7 protein-coding genes and 1 pseudogene are annotated in these 20,275 nt (G+C 61.0%); 6 read left to right on the forward strand and 2 right to left on the reverse strand.

What is annotated here, in order from left to right:
• The first annotated feature begins 336 nt into the window (after positions 1-336).
• Genes kdpF through kdpE form a run of 6 tightly spaced genes read left to right on the forward strand, consistent with a single transcriptional unit; the run spans position 337 to position 8,284 of the window.
• Positions 337-429 carry a K(+)-transporting ATPase subunit F gene (gene kdpF / locus ACYZT5_RS11335; RefSeq protein ID WP_103316005.1) on the forward strand — a complete coding sequence of 31 codons (93 nt, stop codon included), beginning with the start codon at positions 337-339 and terminating at the stop codon, positions 427-429.
• On the forward strand, positions 426-2,198 hold the full coding sequence (gene kdpA, locus ACYZT5_RS11340; protein ID WP_462051178.1) for a potassium-transporting ATPase subunit KdpA: 1,773 nt from the start codon (positions 426-428) through the stop codon (positions 2,196-2,198). The genes kdpF and kdpA overlap by 4 nt, the downstream gene beginning before the upstream one ends.
• A 10-nt stretch (positions 2,199-2,208) precedes the next feature.
• Entirely contained in the window at positions 2,209-4,287 is a 2,079-nt protein-coding gene (gene kdpB / locus ACYZT5_RS11345) for a potassium-transporting ATPase subunit KdpB (protein WP_462051179.1), read from the forward strand.
• A gap of 12 nt (positions 4,288-4,299) precedes the next feature.
• Positions 4,300-4,872, forward strand: a complete 573-nt coding sequence (gene kdpC, locus ACYZT5_RS11350; RefSeq protein ID WP_462051180.1) for a potassium-transporting ATPase subunit KdpC — start codon at positions 4,300-4,302, stop codon at positions 4,870-4,872.
• 26 nt (positions 4,873-4,898) lie between these two features.
• Positions 4,899-7,598 carry a two-component system sensor histidine kinase KdpD gene (kdpD, locus tag ACYZT5_RS11355; protein WP_462051181.1) on the forward strand — a complete coding sequence of 900 codons (2,700 nt, stop codon included), beginning with the start codon at positions 4,899-4,901 and terminating at the stop codon, positions 7,596-7,598.
• Positions 7,595-8,284 carry a two-component system response regulator KdpE gene (gene kdpE / locus ACYZT5_RS11360; RefSeq protein ID WP_462051182.1) on the forward strand — a complete coding sequence of 230 codons (690 nt, stop codon included), beginning with the start codon at positions 7,595-7,597 and terminating at the stop codon, positions 8,282-8,284. The genes kdpD and kdpE overlap by 4 nt, the downstream gene beginning before the upstream one ends.
• A gap of 35 nt (positions 8,285-8,319) precedes the next feature.
• Here kdpE and ACYZT5_RS11365 read toward each other — a convergent pair.
• Positions 8,320-8,418: pseudogene (locus tag ACYZT5_RS11365) on the reverse strand (KUP/HAK/KT family potassium transporter); the annotation flags it as partial.
• A 166-nt stretch (positions 8,419-8,584) separates the two neighbouring features.
• Entirely contained in the window at positions 8,585-19,633 is an 11,049-nt protein-coding gene (locus tag ACYZT5_RS11370) for a peroxidase family protein (protein WP_462051183.1), read from the reverse strand.
• Positions 19,634-20,275: the final 642 nt, after the last annotated feature.

Raw genomic sequence — 20,275 nt, forward strand, 5'->3', positions numbered from 1 at the left:
CTTTGGGTCGGTTTCAGCCGGTCGTGGAAGGCAGAAATCGGCCAAAAGCGGTCAGTCGATTAAGTCTACGAGCCTTGGAGAACTTCGGATTGACGCGGAGGCGAGGTAAATCCGCCTGCCAGCTTTCGACATGACCGCACTATTTGAATAGCACCTTTACAAGATCTTTATTCTCTTGCCCCCAATCCTTTTAACAACTTTCCAAGCATCCACTTAGGCTTTCCTCATCGCGGGAGGAAATGCCATGGACTTCATCTTTTTGGTACTCGGTGCCCTGTTGTTCATCAGCCTGGTCGGCCTGGCGCGCGGCTGTGCGGCGTTGGACAGGAGACGGTCATGACCGGTTTCTATCTGTTCGGCGGCATCATTGCTGCCGGGTTGCTGGTTTACCTGGTCGCTGCGCTGCTGTTTCCGGAGGACTTCCTATGACGACTCAAGCCTGGGTCCTCCTCGGGGCCTTTCTGCTGGTGATGGGTAGTTTGGCTTGGCCACTCGGGCATTGGCTGACCACCGTAGTGGAGGGCCGGTTTGCCCTCGGCTCGCGCATCGAGTCGCCGCTTTATCGCTTGGCCGGCGTCAAACCTGAAACGCAAATGGGTTGGCTGCAGTACGCCCTCGCACTGATTCTGTTTAACGCGCTGGGGTTACTGGTCGTCTACGCGCTGCAACGGCTGCAAGGTGTACTGCCGTTCAACCCGCAGGGATTTGGCGCTATTACGCCCGACTCTTCGTTCAATACCGCCGCCAGCTTCGTCACCAATACCAACTGGCAAGCCTATAGCGGCGAGTCGACGATGAGCTACCTCACCCAGATGCTTGCGCTAACGGTGCAGAACTTCCTGTCTGCCGCCACCGGCATTGTGGTGGCCGTTGCCCTGATTCGCGGGTTCGCCCGCCACAGCGCAACCAGCATCGGCAATGCCTGGGCTGACCTCACTCGCATCACCTTGTGGGTGTTGCTGCCGCTGTCGCTGATGTTCGCGCTGTTCTTCGTCAGCCAGGGCGCGATCCAGAATCTTGACCCCTATAAGGAAGTCACGACGATGGAGGTCATGCAGTACCAGGCTCCGGTGCTCAATGACGCCGGTCAGCCGACCCTCGATGCCCAGGGCAACCCGGTGACCCAGGCCAGCAGCACCGACAAGCAAACCATCGCCATGGGCCCCGTTGCCTCGCAAGAGGCGATCAAGATGCTGGGCACCAATGGCGGTGGTTTCTTCAATGCCAACTCGGCCCACCCCTACGAGAACCCTACAGCCGTCACGAACTTCTTTCAGTTGATCGCGATCTTCCTGATCCCGACGGCGCTGTGTTTTGTCTTCGGCCACGTCGTGGGTGACATACGACAGGGCTGGGCCCTGCTGGCGGCGATGACGATCATCTTCGTGATCGCGGTGGTTGCCGTTACCCATTACGAACAACTGGGCAACCCACAGTTTTCAGCACTGGGCATCGATACGGCGGCGGGCAACATGGAAGGCAAGGAACTGCGCTTCGGTATCAGCGCATCCAGTCTGTTCGCGGCGGTGACCACGGCGGCTTCATGCGGTGCGGTCAACGCGATGCACGACTCGTTCACGCCACTGGGCGGTGCGGTGCCGCTGATACTCATGCAATTGGGTGAGGTGGTGTTCGGCGGCACGGGCTCGGGTCTGTACGGCATGCTGGTGTTCGCCATCCTGGCGGTGTTTATCGCCGGTCTGATGATCGGGCGTACACCTGAATACCTGGGCAAGAAGATCGAAGCCTACGAGATGAAAATGGTCGCCATCGCGATTCTGGTGACGCCGTTGCTGGTGCTGTTTGGTACTGCTATTGCCGTCATGGCCGAGGCTGGCAGGCTGGGGATTGCCAACCCCGGTGCCCATGGGTTCTCGGAAATCCTCTACGCCTTCACCTCGGCCGCCAATAACAATGGCAGCGCATTCGCCGGTCTGTCGGCCAACACACCGTTCTACAACACGATGCTGGCGATCATCGCCTGGTTTGGCCGCTTCGGCGTGATCGTACCGGTACTCGCGGTCGCCGGCAGCCTGGCCGCGAAGAAACGCCTGGCGGTGACCGGCGGCACGATGCCCACCCACGGGATGCTGTTCGTGGTGCTGCTGATCGGCACGGTGTTGCTGGTCGGCTTGCTGAACTATGTCCCGGCGCTCGCGCTGGGGCCCGTCGTCGAACACTTCCTCATGATCAAGTGAGACCACGAACATGACACGCAAAGCGTTCTCCTTGTTCGACCCGAAACTGATCACGCCTGCCATGGTCGAGTCAGTGCGCAAACTCAGCCCCAGGATCCAGTGGCGAAACCCGGTGATGTTCGTCGTCTACATCGGCGCGATCATCACCACCGCCCTATGGGGCCAGGCGCTGAGTGGCAAGGGGGAAGCCGCCACCGGGTTCATCCTGGCGATCAGCTTGTGGCTCTGGTTCACCTTGCTGTTCGCTAACTTTGCCGAGGCACTGGCCGAAGGCCGCAGCAAGGCCCAGGCGGCTTCCCTGCGCAACCTGAAAAAGGAAACCTGGGCCAAGAAACTGCGCGAACCGCACTACGGCGCCGAGTGGCAGTTGGCTCAGTCGAGCGACCTGTGCAAAGGCGACGTGGTGGTGGTCGAAGCTGGCGACCTTGGGGACTCGGTCATCCCCGCCGACGGCGAAGTGATCGAAGGCGCGGCCTCGGTGGATGAGTCCGCCATCACCGGCGAGTCGGCCCCGGTGATTCGCGAAGCTGGCGGCGACTTCTCGGCCGTGACCGGCGGCACCCGGGTGCTTTCTGACTGGATTGTCGTGCGCGTGACCACCAACCCCGGCGAAACCTTCGTCGATCGCATGATCGCCATGGTCGAGAACGCGAAGCGGCAAAAGACCCCGAATGAAATCGCCTTGTCGATTTTATTGGTCGCGCTGACGATCGTGTTCCTGGGCGTGACGGTGACGCTGCTGCCCTTCTCGCTGTTCGGTGTCGCCGTGGCCAAATCCGGAGCGCCCGTCTCGATCACTGTCCTCATCTCGTTGCTGGTGTGCTTGATCCCCACGACCATTGCCGGCCTGCTGTCGGCCGTCGGCGTGGCCGGCATGAGTCGCATGATGGAAGCCAACGTGATCGCCACGTCCGGCCGAGCCGTGGAAGCCGCCGGCGACGTGGACGTTCTGCTGCTCGATAAAACCGGGACGATCACGCTGGGCAACCGTCACGCCTCGGCATTTTTACCGGCGCCGGGCATCAAGGAGGCCGAACTGGCGGATGTGGCGCAACTGGCCTCCCTGGCCGACGAAACCCCTGAGGGACGCAGTATCGTTGTCTTGGCCAAGCAGCGTTTCAATCTGCGGGAACGAGAAATCGGCGCACTCGACGCCCACTTCGTGCACTTTTCGGCGCAAACGCGCATGAGCGGTGTCAACCTGGGCGACCGGCAAATACGCAAGGGCGCTGGCGAGGCGATCCTCAAGCATGTCCAGGGTCTGGGCGGCAGCTTTCCCGAGGCAGTGCAAACCAGCATCGAGGAGGTGGCGCGCCGGGGCAGCACCCCGCTGGTCGTCGCCGACGGGGTCAAGGTGCTGGGCGTCATCGAGCTCAAGGACATCGTGAAAGGTGGCATCAAGGAGCGTTTCGTCGAACTGCGCCGCATGGGAATCAAGACGGTCATGGTGACGGGCGACAACCGGGTCACCGCCGCTGCCATCGCCGCTGAAGCCGGTGTCGATGACTTTCTGGCCGAGGCGACACCCGAACAGAAGCTGGAACTGATCCGCAGCTACCAGGCCGAAGGCCGGCTGGTGGCCATGACGGGCGACGGCACCAACGATGCCCCGGCATTGGCCCAAGCGGATGTCGCCGTGGCAATGAACTCGGGGACTCAGGCCGCCAAGGAAGCCGGCAACATGGTGGACCTGGACAGCAACCCGACGAAGTTGATCGAGGTAGTGGAAACCGGCAAACAGATGCTGATGACCCGTGGTTCGCTGACCACCTTCTCGATTGCCAACGACATCGCCAAGTATTTCGCCATCGTGCCGGCCGCGTTTGTCACCACGTACCCTCAGCTCGCGGCACTCAACATCATGGGGCTGACGAGCCCGAACTCCGCGGTCCTGTCGGCGGTGATTTTCAATGCGCTGATTATCATTTTCCTGATTCCCCTGGCGCTCAAAGGCGTGAAGTACCGCCCGGTCGGTGCCGCCCTGCTGCTGCGGCGCAACCTGTTGATCTATGGGCTGGGTGGGGTCATCGTTCCATTCATTGGCATCAAGGTGATCGACATGGCGTTATTCGCTGTCGGTCTGACTTGAGGGAGCACTGTCATGGCTTCTCTGCTGCGTCCAGCGTTGACCCTGCTGATTGTATTTTCACTGCTCACCGGCCTGGCCTATCCACTCGTCACGACCGGGATTGCCAGGCTGGTCTTCCCCTCTCAGGCGGCGGGCAGTCTGATCGAACGGGATGGCAAAACCGTGGGCTCATTGCTGATCGGTCAGGGTTTCAGTGATCCCGGGCATTTCTGGAGCCGCCCTTCCGCCACCAGCCCCATGCCCTACAACCCGCTGGCCTCGGCAGGGTCGAACCTGGGCCCGCTGAATCCGGCACTGGCGGAGGCGCTCAAGGGACGGATCGACGCCTTGCACGCGGCCGATCCTGGCAACACCGCCACGGTGCCCGCCGACCTGGTCTACAGTTCCGCCAGTGGCCTTGATCCGCATATCAGCATCGCGGCCGCGCTGTACCAGGCGGGTCGGGTTTCGCGAGCGCGCAACCTGCCCGTCGAGCGCGTTCGCCAGCTGATCAGCGAGCATTCTGAAGGGATGCTGCTCGGGTTCCTCGGTGAACCCCGGGTCAACGTATTGGCACTGAACCTGGCACTCGACGCCGCACATTGAGCGCTAACTCTCACACGGTGAGCCTGATGGCCGAACAACGTCCTGACCCGGACCAGCTACTGGCCCAGATTCGCGAAGAAGAAGCGCACGCCAAACGCGGTCGGCTGAAGATTTTTTTTGGCGCCAGCGCAGGTGTCGGAAAAACCTACGCCATGCTGGCGGCCGCCCATACCGCGAAACTGCAGGACATCAACGTGCTGATCGGCGTGATCGAGACTCACGGCCGCGCTGAAACCCAGGCGCTGACAGTGGGTCTCGAACTGCTGCCGCTCAAGCAGGTCATCGACAAGCACCGCACACTGACCGAGTTCGACCTGGACGCCGCACTCGCGCGTCACCCGGGCTTGATTCTGATTGACGAACTGGCTCACTCCAACGCTATCGGCTCTCGGCACCCAAAGCGCTGGCAGGACGTGGAAGAACTGCTCAGCGTGGGGATCGATGTCTGGTCAACCATGAACGTCCAGCACCTGGAGAGCCTGAACGACATTGTCGGCGGTATCACCGGCATTCGGGTCTGGGAGACCGTGCCCGACCCTGTTTTCGACACGGCCGATGAAGTGGTTATCGTCGACTTGCCACCCGACGATCTGCTGCAGCGCTTGAAGGAAGGCAAGGTTTATCTGGCGCAACAGGCCGAGCGCGCGGTGCAGAATTTCTTTCGCAAAGGCAACCTGATTGCCCTGCGCGAACTGGCGCTGCGCCGGACCGCCGACCGTGTCGACAGCGACATGTTGCAGTACCGCCAAAGCGGTGCGGTCAAACCGGTCTGGAGTACCCGCGATTCCCTGCTCGCCTGCATCGGCCCCCATGAGCAGGCCGAAAAAACCGTACGCTCGACGGCCCGTCTGGCGGCTCAGCTCAATGTGCCCTGGCACGCCGTGTATGTCGAAACCCCGGCCTTGCAGCGTCTGCCCGACGCCAAGCGCCGCCGCGTTCTGGCGAGTCTGAAACTGGCCCAGGACATGGGCGCGCAGATTTCGACGCTGGCCGGTCAGGACATCGCCGAAGCACTGGTCAAGTACGCTCGGCAGTACAACCTTTCAAAAGTCGTGCTGGGCCGTGACGAACGTCCGCGGCGGCGCCTCTGGCGGCGCGAGCTTGCCGATCGGATTGGTGCGCTGGGCGTCGACCTTGACGTGATTCAAATCTCACTCCCGGCCAATCGACGGCCCCGGAACGAGACGACGCCTGCCACGAGCGATAGCCCGATCGTGTGGCGATCCTATGTCTGGAGCGTGGCGCTCTGCGCGGTGACGACGTTGGTGGTCATGCCCATGGCGCACGTGCTGGAACTGGCCAACATCGTCATGATCTTCCTGTTGGTGGTCGTCGCCGTGGCGGTTCGCTTTGGCCGAGGCCCGGCTGTCCTGGCAGCCTTTGTGTCAGTGGGTGCCTTTGACTTCTTCTTTGTATCGCCGCGTTTTTCGTTTGCCTTCGCCGATGCCCAATACCTGGTGACCTTCAGCGTCATGCTCGTGGTTGCCCTGGTCATCGGACAAATGACGGCCGGCCTGACTTATCAGGCGCGGGTGGCGCAACGGCGCGAAGACCGCATGCGGGCGCTGTACGACATGTCTCGCCTTCTCTCGGCCGCGCTGCTGACCGAACAGGTCGCGGACATCAGCGCACGGTTTCTGTCCGCCGAGTTTAGTGCAAGGTCGGCGCTGCTCGTGGCAGACGATAACAATAAGCTGCAAGCCCCCATGGTGACGGGAGATGCACCGCAAGTGGACATTGCCATCGCCCAGTGGTCGTTCGACAAAGCCGAACCGGCCGGCTACGGCACCGACACCCTGCCCTCAAGCTCAACGCTCTACCTGCCCTTGTCGGCGCCCATGCGGGTGCGCGGGGTGTTGGCTGTGCAACCGCGAGACACAACCCGGCTGGTGGTGCCAGAACAACGACGCCTGCTCGACACCTGTGCGTCATTGCTGGCCATCTCGCTCGAACGGATTCACTACATTCACGTGGCCCAGGACACGACGGTTCAAATGGAGTCCGAACGGTTGCGCAACTCCTTGCTGTCGGCCATCTCCCACGATCTGCGAACCCCGCTGTCGGTCATGGTCGGACTTGCCGAAGCGCTCAAGCTGACCAAGCCACCCCTGACAGGCGAAGCCGCGGAGATTGCCACGGCGGTGGGTGAGTCCGCGCTACGTATGAATACGCTGGTCAACAACCTGCTGGACATGGCGCGCCTCGAATCCGGCAAAGTGGTCTTGAATCGGCAGTGGCAACCCATTGAAGACGTGGTGGGCAGCGCCCTGCGAGCTATTCAGCCGATTCTGGGCAAGCGTTCGGTGCAGGTCGCTCTGGACGATGATTTACCTCCCGTACACATCGACGCGGTGCTGATCGAACGCGTCCTCATCAACCTGATCGAGAACGCCGTCAAGTACACGCCCCAAGGCACCACCATTGGCCTGGGGGCCAGGGCCACGCCTGACAACATCGAGTTGTGGGTCACCGACGAAGGACCGGGGCTACCACACGGTCACGAAGAGGCGATCTTCAGCAAATTCATGCGTGGCAAGAAGGAAAGCTCGATACCCGGCGTCGGGCTGGGCCTGGCCATCTGCCGGGCCATCGCCCAGGTTCATGCAGGGACCATTCTGGGTGTCACCCGGCCAGAGGGCGGTGCTTGCTTCACGTTACGTCTGCCCCGTGAAGCCCCTCCGATCATCGAACCTTTTGAGCAACAAACTGACGAGGACCTACCATGACCGAATCAGTGCCCCACGTCCTGATCATTGAGGATGAGAAGGAAATACGACGCTTCGTGCGAATGGCCCTGCAAGCCGAAGGCCTGGAAGTTCATGAAGCCGATACCTTTCACCGGGGCCTCATCGACGCGGGCACGCGCCGGCCCGATCTGATCGTGCTCGACCTGGGACTTCCCGACGGTGACGGCATTGACCTTATCCGGGATGTCAGGAGCTGGTCGCCGGTGCCCATTATTGTGTTGTCTGCCCGTGGCGCAGAGTCAGACAAAATCCTGGCCCTGGACACTGGCGCTGACGACTATCTGGTGAAGCCCTTTGGCACCGGCGAACTGCTCGCCCGTGTGCGCGCGCTGTTGCGCAGACAGGCGAAAGATGCCGAAAACAACTCGGTACTGACATTCGGTGACGTGCGAATCGATGTAGAACGACGGGTCGTGGAACGCTGCGGCGCGCCCTTGCATTTGACGCCGCTGGAATACCGCTTGCTGGTTCATCTTTGCTCCAATCCAAATCGGGTCCTGACGCACTTGCAACTACTCAAGGCCGTGTGGGGGCCTTCGCACACCACCGACACACCTTACCTTCGTGTCTTCATGGGCGGTTTGCGCAAAAAAGTAGAAGCGGACCCTTCCCAGCCACGTCATCTGGTGACTGAAACGGGGGTTGGCTACCGCTTTATTCCTTGAGCATAGGTTGCAGGAGTAAGCCGCTTTGTTTACCGCTACATCTCGACCTGCGTGCCCAGCTCTATCGCCCTGTTCAGTGGCAACTTGAAGTACTTCAGATTGCTGTTCGCGTTCTTGAGCAAAAAAACGAATAGAGCGGCTGCGCGGCGGGCTAACGCCTGATACTTCCAGAGCGTTGACGATCCTTGTGGTTCACCCTTTTCCAGCTTAAAAAACGGCCAGTTTTATTAAAAAGAAAAGGGAGGGCATCCATGCCCTCCCCTCCGCTTTCACGCGTCTGCGACAGTACTGATCAGGACCTCAAGTGGCGAGAATGAAGTCTGCGGCAGTGACGGTTGTTGCATCGGCCACACCGACCAGGCGGATGGAGTCAGCTATTCCTGCGGAGCTGATCAAGGTATCCGCACCGACATCAGTGATGATGACGTTGCCGGCAAAGGTCGCAGCAGTGACGCCGAACGCGGAAATATCGAGCCGGTCCTGGCCTCCCACCGCGTTGGCATCGAAGCCGATGATCTGATCGACCCCGAAGCCTGCTGCGAACATGAAGATATCGTTGCCACTGCTGGCAACCATCACGTCGTTGCCGGCACCGCCAGTCACCGTATTGTTGCCAGTACCGCCATCGATAGAGTCATTGCCGGCACCACCCAACAATGTATCGTTAGCATCACCACCGAGCAGCGTATCGTTGCCTGCTCCACCATTCAAGACATCCGCCCCATCACCGCCGTCGAGGCTGTCATCGCCAGCGCCGCCGTTGAGGGTATCCGTGCCAAGGCCACCGAACAGTTGGTCGTTACCGGCGTCGCCATTCAGTGTGTCGTTACCGCCGTTACCGGTGAGGATGTCGTTGCCGTCGCCACCATTGAGGGTGTCATTACCCGCTCCGGCGGTGATGACGTTGTTCAACCCGTTGCCATTGCCGACGAAGTTGCCGGCTCCGGTGTAGGTCAGATTTTCGACATTAGCGCCCAGCGTGTAGCTGGCCAGCGAGGTCTGCACGGTGTCCGTACCGCCCCCCGCCACCTCGACCACCACGTCTGCGGCTGCATCGACAACGTAGGTATCGTTTCCGGCGCCCCCCACCATCCGGTCAGCGCCCGCACCGCCATTGAGGAGGTCGTTACCCGCCCCGCCGGTGATGGTGTTGGCTAGCGCGTTACCGGTACCGGTGAAGTTACCGGCTCCCGTATAGGTCAGGTTCTCGACGTTGGCACCGAGCAGGTAGGTCGTCAGGCTGGTTTGCACCAGATCGGTACCACCACCCAGCGCCTCGGCGACAACGTCACCGACGTTGTCGACCACAAACGTGTCGTTGCCGGCACCGCCGTTCATGGCATCCGCGCCGAGCCCACCGTTGAGGGTGTCGTTGCCGTCCTCGCCATTGAGGACGTCGTTGTCGTCTCCGCCGTTGAGGATGTCGTTGCCAGTGCCGCCAAACAACTGGTCGATACCGGCGAGGCCATTCAGCGTATCGTCCCCGCCCAGGCCAAGCAGCACATCGTTACCCGCGGTGCCGGTGAGGGTGTTCGCCAAAGCGTTGCCCTGCAGCACCACGCCAAGTGCCGCAACCGCCGCCGTCGCCGCAGAGGTCACCGACTCCAGCGTGCCGAAGCCATCGGTGTAGCGCACGATCACTCGCAGTTGCAGATTGACCTGCGCCGCACCAGGGGTGAAGGTCGCAGCAGTCGCGCCGTTGATGTTAGTGAAGGACGCGCCGACACCTTGCTGCCACTGGAAGCTGAAGGTGCCCAGCCCATCCGGATCGGCAATCCCACCCGTCAGTGCGGTCAGCACCTGCCCTTGATCCGGTGTCGTATCGCTGATCAGCAACGCGCCTGTCGGTGCATCGTTGACGTTGGCCACCGGCCCCAGGATGTTGGACGAAGCGCTTTCGGCCGCACCGAAGTCATCCACGTAACCGACCACCACGCGCACTGCCTGGCCGACCTGAGCCTGGCCAAGCGCGAACGTGCTACCGGTAGCGCCGGCGATGTTGACGAAGCCAGACCCGTTGTTCGCCTGCCATTGGTAGGTGAACTGCGGATTGCTGAGTCCATCAACGTCGATGATGCTCGCCGGGTTAGCAGTCAACACCTGGTTCTGCACTGCAAGCCCGGTGACGGTCGGCCCTGCAGTCGGTGCATCGTTGACGTTGTCCACCGGCCCCAGGATGTTGGACGAAACGCTTTCGGCCACACCGAAGTTATCCACGTAACCCATCACCACGCGCACTTCCTGGCCGACCTGAGTCTGGCCAAGCGCGAACGTGCTAGCGGTAGCGCCGGCGATGTTGACGAAGCCCAGCCCGTCGTTCGCCTGCCATTGGTAGGTGAACTGCGGATTGCTCAAGCCATCGAGGTCGATGATGCTCGACGGGTCAGCGGTCAACACCTGGTTCTGCACGGCAAGCCCGATAACGCTCGGCCCTTCGGTCGGTGTACTGTTCCCGGACGAGTCGACGATCTCCAGCGTGCCCTTGGCATCCTGATACACCGCACGGACGCGGATGTTCAGACCCGCCTCATCGGCCCCCACCCGGAAGGTGGTGCCAGTCGCCCGCGATGCCTCGCCAGCGGCGACAAAGGTGATGTCTTCATAGACACCCGTGCCGGGAATGTTTTCGACCTGCCAGTAGTAAGCCACCCCACCGGTCACCGCACCGGTCGGATTAGCCACGCTTTGGTTGTCCGCGTCGTGTACCCCCCGATCACTGACGCGCAGCAACTGGCCGGCGACAGGCGTTTCGTCACGCACACCGGTGGCAGCATCGACGATTGCCAGATGACCCGATGGGTCTTTGTTTTGCGCGGTGCCGACTCCGGACGACAGCGCAACGTCAGCGAACTGCAGACGCTCGATGCCCGTCAGGCGATCGACGCCATCACGCCCTGCCACCGAGTCGGTCACAATGACCGTGTCGCCATCGATCTCGATGCCGTATTCCCCAAAATTACCGGAGTACAGCGCGGTGTCGAAGCTGTTATCGCCGGTCAGAATCTCCCGCACGATGACCAACTGGCCCGGGTTGTAAGTACCGTTCAGCATAAACGGCACCAGTGGCTCCATGCTGTCGAACGTGGCGATTTCCGCGCCAGTGCCATCAACGTGTTCCCGTACGCTGATGCGTACGTTCAGCCACTTGTCACCATCGATGATGTCGTCACCACCGCGACCTTCGATCAGGTCGCTGCCGCTACCGCCGAGGATGATGTTGCCGCCGTCGTAGAACGTCGCTCCGTCTGGCAGCAAATCAGCCAGGCCGTTGATCAGGTTGATGTTGGTCAGCACACTGCCGGTTGCCCCCGCAGTGGGCAGCGATGTGGCATCTTCGTTATCACCGCGCAGGAAGTCACCGTGCGATGAACCCGACAGACCTTCCACGATGTCGAAACGTACCAGCGCCGAAGCACCCGACCCCGGCATTGGTGGAACATCGAAAAAACGGTCGGTGTAATCGATGGTCACGCCTTGGGCGAGCCCCTTGAAGGTCGCCCAGTCATAGCCGGAGCCGCCGATATAGCGGTCACCCAGGCCGAGACTGCCGACCATGATGTCGTCGCCACCTTCGGCATTGAACTTATCGTTCTCGTTACCGCCGATGAACACATCGTTGCCGATCACCGTGTCGTTGCCAGCCGGGTCGAAGTTGTCGCCAGGTGCACCGTCCGAAGTGCCCTTCTCGATCCAGTCGTCGCCTTCGTTACCCATGTCCTGTTCGTTGGCTTTGCTGCCCAGGATGAAGTCGTTGCCCTGGCCACCAATGGCCTCGGAAGCGTCCTCGCCGGTGATGATGAAGTCATTGCCGAACCCGCCAATGATCAGGTTGACGCCGTTGCCACCGTGCAGCACGTCGTTGCCGTCGCCACCCTGGATGTTATCGTCGCCGCCGACGTCAGTGATGATGTCGTCGCCGGCGCCACCGCGCAGTTGGTCGTTGCCGTAACCGCCGTCAATGCGATCGTTGCCGCCGTCACCCCAGACCGTGTCATCACCCTCACTCGAGATGAGGATGTCGGCGTAGTTGGTGCCGCCCAGCACGATGTGCTCTTCACCCGAGTACCGGATGTAGTTGGTGTCCGGCCCCGCGGTCAGCGGGTTGTCGCGGAACACCACCTGATGATTGTTGTCGTCAAGCGGATCGGCGTAGCCCAGGCCATCGTTGTACTGCTTGGTCTTGTCCACTTCCAGATAGTACGCAGGGTCCGAGAACACCAGGCCCGGCAAGTGCGTAGCCGAAGTGTTGGCCATGATCAGCTTGGCGAACGAGTTGCTTTCCAGTTCGGCGTTCATCGACAGGCCAGCGGTACGCTCCAGGTAGTAGAAGCGGTCACCGTCCTGCAGTTTTTCCAACTGGTTCTCGAACACGAAGTTGAAGGTCGAGCCGAGCATGCCGCCGAACGGGGTTTTCTCTTCGGCCAGGCCGCCAATCCAGAGGTCGATGGCATCGACCCCCGTGACAGTCACACCCTTCAGATCGTCGGCAGTACCCAGCAACCCATCCTTGCCGGCCAGCGTTACGTTGGCCCAGGCATCGGTGCCGTTGAGGAAGTCCAGGCGGTCATCCGGCGCACCCGTACCACCGAATACCAGCGCCATGGCTGCCGCGCGTTTTTCTTCCAGCGTGGTCGCCGCCGTGATCGTTTCATGAGTGCCATAGGCCGCGATGAAGTTGATCAACGACTCCGGATGTTTGAGGTGCTGCACCAGGTCGACCCAACTGATGTAAGGCTTGAGTTGGGTATCACCGGTTTGGCTGAAGATGTCGCGGCGGATCGCATTGAGCGAAGGAATCCCCACGTCGCGGCCACGGGCGATGTTCATCGCAGGCAGGTCGAGCGGCAGGCCGAGCAGGTTGTTGCGCAGCGCCTCGGTGACGAACTCGTCGATTTCGTTACCGGTTTGCCGAGTCAACCCACGCACGATCGCACTGGTCGCATCCTCGGGCGTCACACCACTGGCGGCGTACGCCAACGGGTTGAGGAACGCCGCGATCAGGCCAAGTTGCTGATCAGGATCACCGCTGTTCGGATCGCCGACCACGTTGAAATCGACGTCGAAGCGATCGACGGTCTCGGTCAGCATCGAGTGGCCAAACCGGTACACGGTGTGGGCGAACTCGGCGACGATCGAGGCATCGAGGTCAACGTCATAGACTTGGGTCGGTGCGAAGAACAGGTCGACCCTGGGCTGGATGGTCCGCGCAAACTCCTCGAACACCAAGTGCTGATACTGCATCTCGGTGCCGAACTTGGCAGCCTGGAACAGGCGCTCGCCATTCCACACCAGCGCATCGATCTCGGCCTGGTTGGCTGGCAACGCGCTCACTGGAGTGAGCAACCACTCGTTCAGGAAAGCCACGTCACCCGAATCGAGCACGGTGTCCTTGGTCTGCGCGACCAGCCGATTGTGCTCGGAGTGGAAGATCGCATGCACCGTGGTCAGGCCGATGTTCTCGTTGACCCGGCCGTCGCCAGCGATGTAATGCGCATCCAACAGTTCGTTGTCGTAGGCCAGGTTGGCCCCGGTCTGCGGATTGAACGGCACTGCGTTGCCAATATAGGAATCCGCGTCAGGCACGAGCACGCCACCGCTGAACACCGGCGCTGCATTGTTGTTAATGTCGACGAGGAACTGGTGACCGGTGCGCACAGCATTGGTCAGGCTAATGGGGGAAAGCAGATTGCCTTCGACAAGGACGTCATCAGCCGTGCCACCAAGACCGTCAGCCCCCTTCATCACGACCATCGGGAAGCCGTTCGGCCCCTTGATGAAATTGCCATAGGCGTCAGTCGCCAACAGCGGGGCGTTATCGACGTCGGCATCGGTAAGGTGGATACCCAGGATGTCGTTGGCCTGCGCCTTGACCACCTTCCAGGTCGCCATACCACCGATTTCGGTGTCGTCCGCGGTACCATACTTGCCATCCGCCCCCAGGTCACGGTTAGTGATTAGCCTGCCGGTCGCGATCGGGCCGTTGTCGGTAAGCTCATAACCGCGCAGGAATACTTGGTGCGATGGGTGCGAGCTGTAGGTCTGGTTTTGGTCCACGAACGGCGAGGTGGTGTTGGTGTGCTCATGGATGTCATCGGCCGTGCCGAGAACGCCATCCGCCCCCGGCAGGTTGGTTGCGCGGGTCAGCACCATGAAGTTAGCGTGGCCGCCTTGCACATACAGCGGATCATCCGGTTGCAGCGGGATGAAGATGGTGCCCGAACCGCCTTTGGTCACCAGGTCCAGACCGTGATCGAAGAACTGCCCGAAGAAGGTCATCCAGGCGTTGAACGGCGCGGACAACCCCGCATCCGCCGTGGTGTTCTCGAACAGGTACACATCGTGGTCGTCAGCAGTACCGAACTGACCATCCATGCCGGGGCTGGCGACTATCCGTACGCCATCCTTGAGCACGTCGTCGTTACCGCTACCCACTACGCCGTAGTTGAGCTCACCGTCCGCGCCCACATCGTAAGCCGTGGCATACGCCGCCGGGTTGTTCGACGTCTGGTCGACGATCAGATTACTGATAGTGCGCGGCTGCGAGTCATATACATAGCCGCTGTTCTGCTGGTACGACGATCCCGGGATGGCCGGCGAGCCGGGGCCAAAGAACCCGGCAGGTGCACCTTCCGCCGGATTGAAGACTGGATCGGTCAAACGCGGGAAGGTGTTATCCGCGGCACCAAACTCGGTGTTGTTAATGCCATTGAGGTTCATCAGGTTGTTGTTCGAGCCATCGACCGCACGCAGGCCCAATGGCGCGCGGATATTCGGGATCAGCGAGAGGATGTCCTGACCGGCCGCGTCTGCCTCGGCAATCTTGATCTGATCAAGGATGAAGTTGAGGTCGGAGCGGACCATGTGCAGGCCCGCGCCACCCGCAGTGGCATCGACTACCGGTACCTGCGCCGTCGGCACGACCGGCGCGCCGGGAACCACCACGCCGGTCGGTTGGGAGAACACCACTTCAGTCGTGCCATGACCATCCTGGTAGATCGCCTTGACCCGCAGTGTCAGCCCGGCAAGATCCGGCGAGACCTTGAACGAGGTGCCATCAGCACTTTGGAACGCCAGGTCACCCGCAGGCAGCAGGATGATGTCTTCGAACACGCCGGTACCGGGGTCGGCTTCGAACTGCCAATAGTAGGACACCGAGGTGTTGTTGACGAACCCCTGCAGGTTACCCACCGTCATGTTGTTGGCATCGCGCACACCGGCCATGCTCACCGTCAGTGTGTCGCCCACTGTGATCGCGCCGCCGTTTCCATCCGCGACGGTCGGCCTGCCCGTCGGTTGCGCATTCTGCGCCGACACCAGCACTCGCTGGGTATCGGCGAACTGCAGGCGTTCGATATGCAGCAGGGTATCGGTGCCGTCGCGAGCCGCTACGGTATCGGTCACCGTCCAGACATCGTCCGCCACATTGGCGGTGCCGCGTGTGTCCTGCGTCACCACATACTCGGACTGGAGCCCGGAGAAAATGGCGGTGTCAAAGGCCGCCCCGCCCGTCGAGGTGCCGGGAAGGATTTCCCGCACGGCCTTGAGCTGCCCCGGGTTATACGTGCGGTCCAGCATGAACGGAATCATATCGACCATGCTGTCGAAGCTGGCGATCTCGGGGCCGGTATGGTTGACGTCGCCGGGGGCATAGACTGCAATTCTGACGTTGATCCATTTGTCGCCATCGATCAGATCATCGCCACCGCGGCCCTCGATCAGGTCACTGCCATTGCCACCGAGAATGATGTTGCCCGTGGCAAAACCGGTGGTCGGCAAGCCGGCATCGGCCAGAAACTGCTCCAGTCCGCGGATCAACGCCACATTGGTCAGTGCACCGCCCGTGGCACCACCGTGGTTGATGATCGTGACCGCATCAACATTATCGCCCTTGAGCACATCACCGTATTTCGAACCGGACAAACCTTCGACCTCGGCAAAACGGTCGAGAATCGAGGCCGGCGAGGCGCCGACCGGATTGAACACCCCGGTGTTCTGGTTTGGCGCATTGCCGTGTGGCTGCGCCAGCGCGGCCAAGGCAAGGTCAACGGTCACGCCGACCCTGTCATTTTTGTAGGTCACCCAGTCGAAACCCGACATGCCATCCATCTTGTCCTGGGCATCGCTGCCGACAAAGATGTCATCGCCACCCTCGCCGATCATTTCGTCGAAGCCACCACCACCGACAAAGATGTCGTTGCCGATCGTATCGTCAGTGAGCAACGGCGCAGCGTTATCGCCAGGCGCACCGTCCTGGGTGCCTTTCTCGATCCAGTCATCACCTTCGTTGCCGGTAGGTGGCAGGTTGGTCTTGGCGCCGAGGATGAAATCGTCACCCTGACCGCCGAAGGTGGTGGTGATGTCTTCGGTGGTGACGATGAAGTCCTGGCCATCGCCACCCAGGATCAGGTTGCCTGCAACCCCCATGCTACCGGCCACGATCACGTCGTTACCGGCATTACCTTCCAGACGGTTGTCGCCAAACGAGTCGGTGATGATGTCATCGCCCGCGCCACCCAGTACCGCATCATTCCCGGCGCCGCCTTCGAGGCGATCGTTACCGCCGTCGCCGTAAAGGGTGTCATCGCCGTCACCGGAGATGATGATGTCATTACCGGCGGTACCGCCCAGGACGACATGGTCTTCACCGGTGTACTGCAGATAATTATTGTCCAGACCAGGGGTGTCGGGGTTGTCGCGGATCACCAGTGGCACGATTTCCACGCCGTTGATCATGAGGCCGCCTGTCGGGTCGGCGCTGCCGTCCGCGCCAAGGTTAGTGAACTGATTGGCCCGATTCACTTCGAGGGTGTAGGTCGGCGTCAGGAACACGGTGTTCGCCAGGTGGGTGACATCGGTGTTGAGCATGATCAGCTTGGCAAAGGAGTTGTTCTCCAACTCGGTGCCGAAGTTCAGGCCCGCGGTACGCGACAGGTAGTAGAAACGGTCGCCGTTCTGCAACGCCTCCAGCTGGGTTTCAAACACGAAGTTGAACGTCGAGCCGAGCATGCCGCCGAACGGCATCTTCTCTTCGGCGAGGCCACCGACCCAGAAGTCGATGTCGTCAAGGCCTGTGATCGTCACACCCGTCACGTCGTCGGCAGTACCCAGCAGCCCATCCTTGCCGGCCAGCGTTACGTTGGCATAGTCACCGGTGCTGTTGAGGAAGCTCAGGCGGTCAGCCGGTGAACCAGCACCGCCGAATACCAGCGCCAAGGCTGCAGCGCGTTTGTCTGCCAGTGTGGTCGCCAACGTAATCGTGTCATGCGTGCCAAAGGCAGCGATGAAGTTGACCAACGACTCGGGGTGCTTGAGGTGGTCCGCAAAGTCAGCCCAACTGATGTACGGCTTGAGTTGGCTGTCGCCGGTTGATGCGTACATCTCACGGCGCGCTTCATTCAACGTGGGGATGCCAGTGTCGCGACCACGCGCCAGGTTCAGGGCCGGCAAATCGAGCGGTAGACCGAGCAGATTGTTGCGCAACGCCTCGGTGACGAACTCGTCGATCTCGTTGCCAAGCTGACGGGTCACACCGCGAATGATCGCCCCTGCCGCTTCGTCCGCAGTCGCCCCGCTGCCGGCGAACGCCAGCGGGTTGAGGAAGGCCGCGATCAGACCCATTTGCGAGTCCGGGTTGTTCGGGTCAGTGAGGAGCGGATTGAATTCGGGGTCGAAGCGATCGACGGTCTCGGTCAACATCGAGTGACCGAAGCGATACACCACGTGGGCGAACTCGGCGAGGATGGCCGGGTTGATCGAGGTGTCATACCCGTTGGGGGCAAGGAATTCGTCGATCTGCGGCTGAATGGTCCGCGCGAACTCCTCGAACACCAGGTGCTGGTACTGCATCTCGGTGCCGAACTTGGCGGCCTGGAACAGGCGTTCGCCGTCCCACACCAACGCCGCGATTCCGGCGGGTGTAGTCGGAATCGCGGTCACGTCGTCCACCAGCCACTCATTGAGGAAGGCCAGATCGCCGGCAGCAAGGAGAGTGTCCTTGGTTTGCTGGACCAGGCGGTTGTGTTCGGAGTGGAACACATGGTGCACGGTCGTCAGGCCGATGTTCTCGTTCACCCGGCCGTCGCCGGCTATGTAGTGAGCGTCGAGCAGTTCGTTGTCGTAGGTCAGGTTGTTGCCGCCCGCGCCAACCAGCTGCGCATTACCGACATCGGCGTCAGCATCCGCCTGCAGAACCCCGCCCACGACTACCGGCGCGGCATTGTGAGCGATGTCGTCGAGGAAGCCATGGCCGGTGCTCACCGCGCTGGCCAGACTGATCGGAACATCCCGATTGCCTTCGACCAGTTGAGTGACGTCATCAGCCGTTCCGGCAATACCGTCAGTACCGTTACTGACGCGCATCACCACCTGCGGCATGCCGCTCGAGCCCCGGATGAAGTTGCCATATGCATCGGTTGCCAGCAGCGGAACGCTGTGCACATCGGCGTCGGTCAGGTTGATGCCGAGAATGTCACGGGCCTGGGCCTTGACCACTGCCCAGGTCGCCATGCCGCCATTTGTGCCGTCGCCATCATCGGCAGTGCCGAACTTGCCATCGGCGCCGAGATCGCGGTTGGTAATCAAGCGTCCCGTTGCAACAGGGTCACCTGCCGCGTTGAGGACATACTCGCGCAGGAACACCTGATGCGAGGGGTGCGAGCTGTAAGTTTGGCTCTGGTCTACGAACGGCGAGGTGGTGTTGGGCTGGCCATCATCGGCAGTGCCGAGTATTCCGTCCGCGCCGGGGGTATGCACTGCACGTGGCAGCACCATGAAGTTGGTCGGGCTGCCCGGCACGAACAACGGATCGTCCGACTGCAGCGGAATAAACACGAAGTCGGTACTGCTCTTGGTGACCAGGTCGAGGCCGTGGTCGAAGAACTGGCCAAAGAAGGTCATCCACGAGTTGAAGCCGGCGGTCAGACCGGCGTCCGGCGACACGTTGGGGATGAAGAACACTTCCTTGTCGTCGGCCGTGCCGAACACGCCATCCAGACCGGGGCTGATCACCGGGTCTGCACCGCCGTTCGCCGCCACTGCGGCCGGGTTGTTGGCGGTCTGGTCGACAATCAGGTTACTGATAATCCGTGGCTGCGGGTCAACCACATTCCCTGACGCGGCATAGGCCGCTCGATACTGGGCATCAAGCAGGCGCAGGAAGGAATTGTCCGCGGCGCCAAACTCGCTTTGCCCGGCGACCAGGTTGTTGTAGCTGCCATCGACGGTGCGCAGGCCGAATGGCACCTGACTGTTGGGTAGCAAATCACTGAGGCTGGCGCCGTCGGCATGCGCTTCTGCGATGAAGATTTGCTTGAGGATGAACTCCAGGTCCGACTTGTTGAAATTGGCCATTTTGATTGCCCTCGATCTCTTTGGGGAAAGGACACGGGACGATAAGAATCCTCCCACGCCCAGTCCGGTGCTGGCTTGCGCAGTGTGTTGGTTCTTTTGTTTTTGGCGAGCGCTGGCGCGGGATGGCAAAGCCGTTACACGGCCCCCCGGGATGCGCGCCTGGAATTCGCGAAAGAATGGCTCGCTGAGCGATTAGGCAGAGCGAACCCGAGCCCTGGGTGGGCCATGGAAACTTGAAGTAACGGCGAACTTCCTGAACAGCCCCTTCACTCCGCAGAAGAACGAAATAATCAACATGGTGCCCTCCCTCGGGAAAATCACCGTGCCTTGCGTTGCCAAAAAGTTGACAGGCTCCAGGCGGGCGGCTCCCTCAATTGAGTAGGACTAAAGTTGCATAGTAAAAAATTGTCAATTTTATGCCGCACAAAACAGACGATTGGTATTTGACTTCTCAACTAGCTGTTTTCAAAAGACTAATAGACAGTTCTTCGCAGCATTAGAGCGAAATGTTATTTCCGATTGTTTCGACGCCACCTACGCTGCTGCCTAGGAAAGCAACGCAGAGATTTGCAGGAGATCCCGCCCTAGAGCGACCACCCTGCGTATCGACCAGCTGCCTGCGGACTACATCTGTTAGCTGTC

This window comes from Pseudomonas sp. LB3P14 (assembly GCF_054898045.1).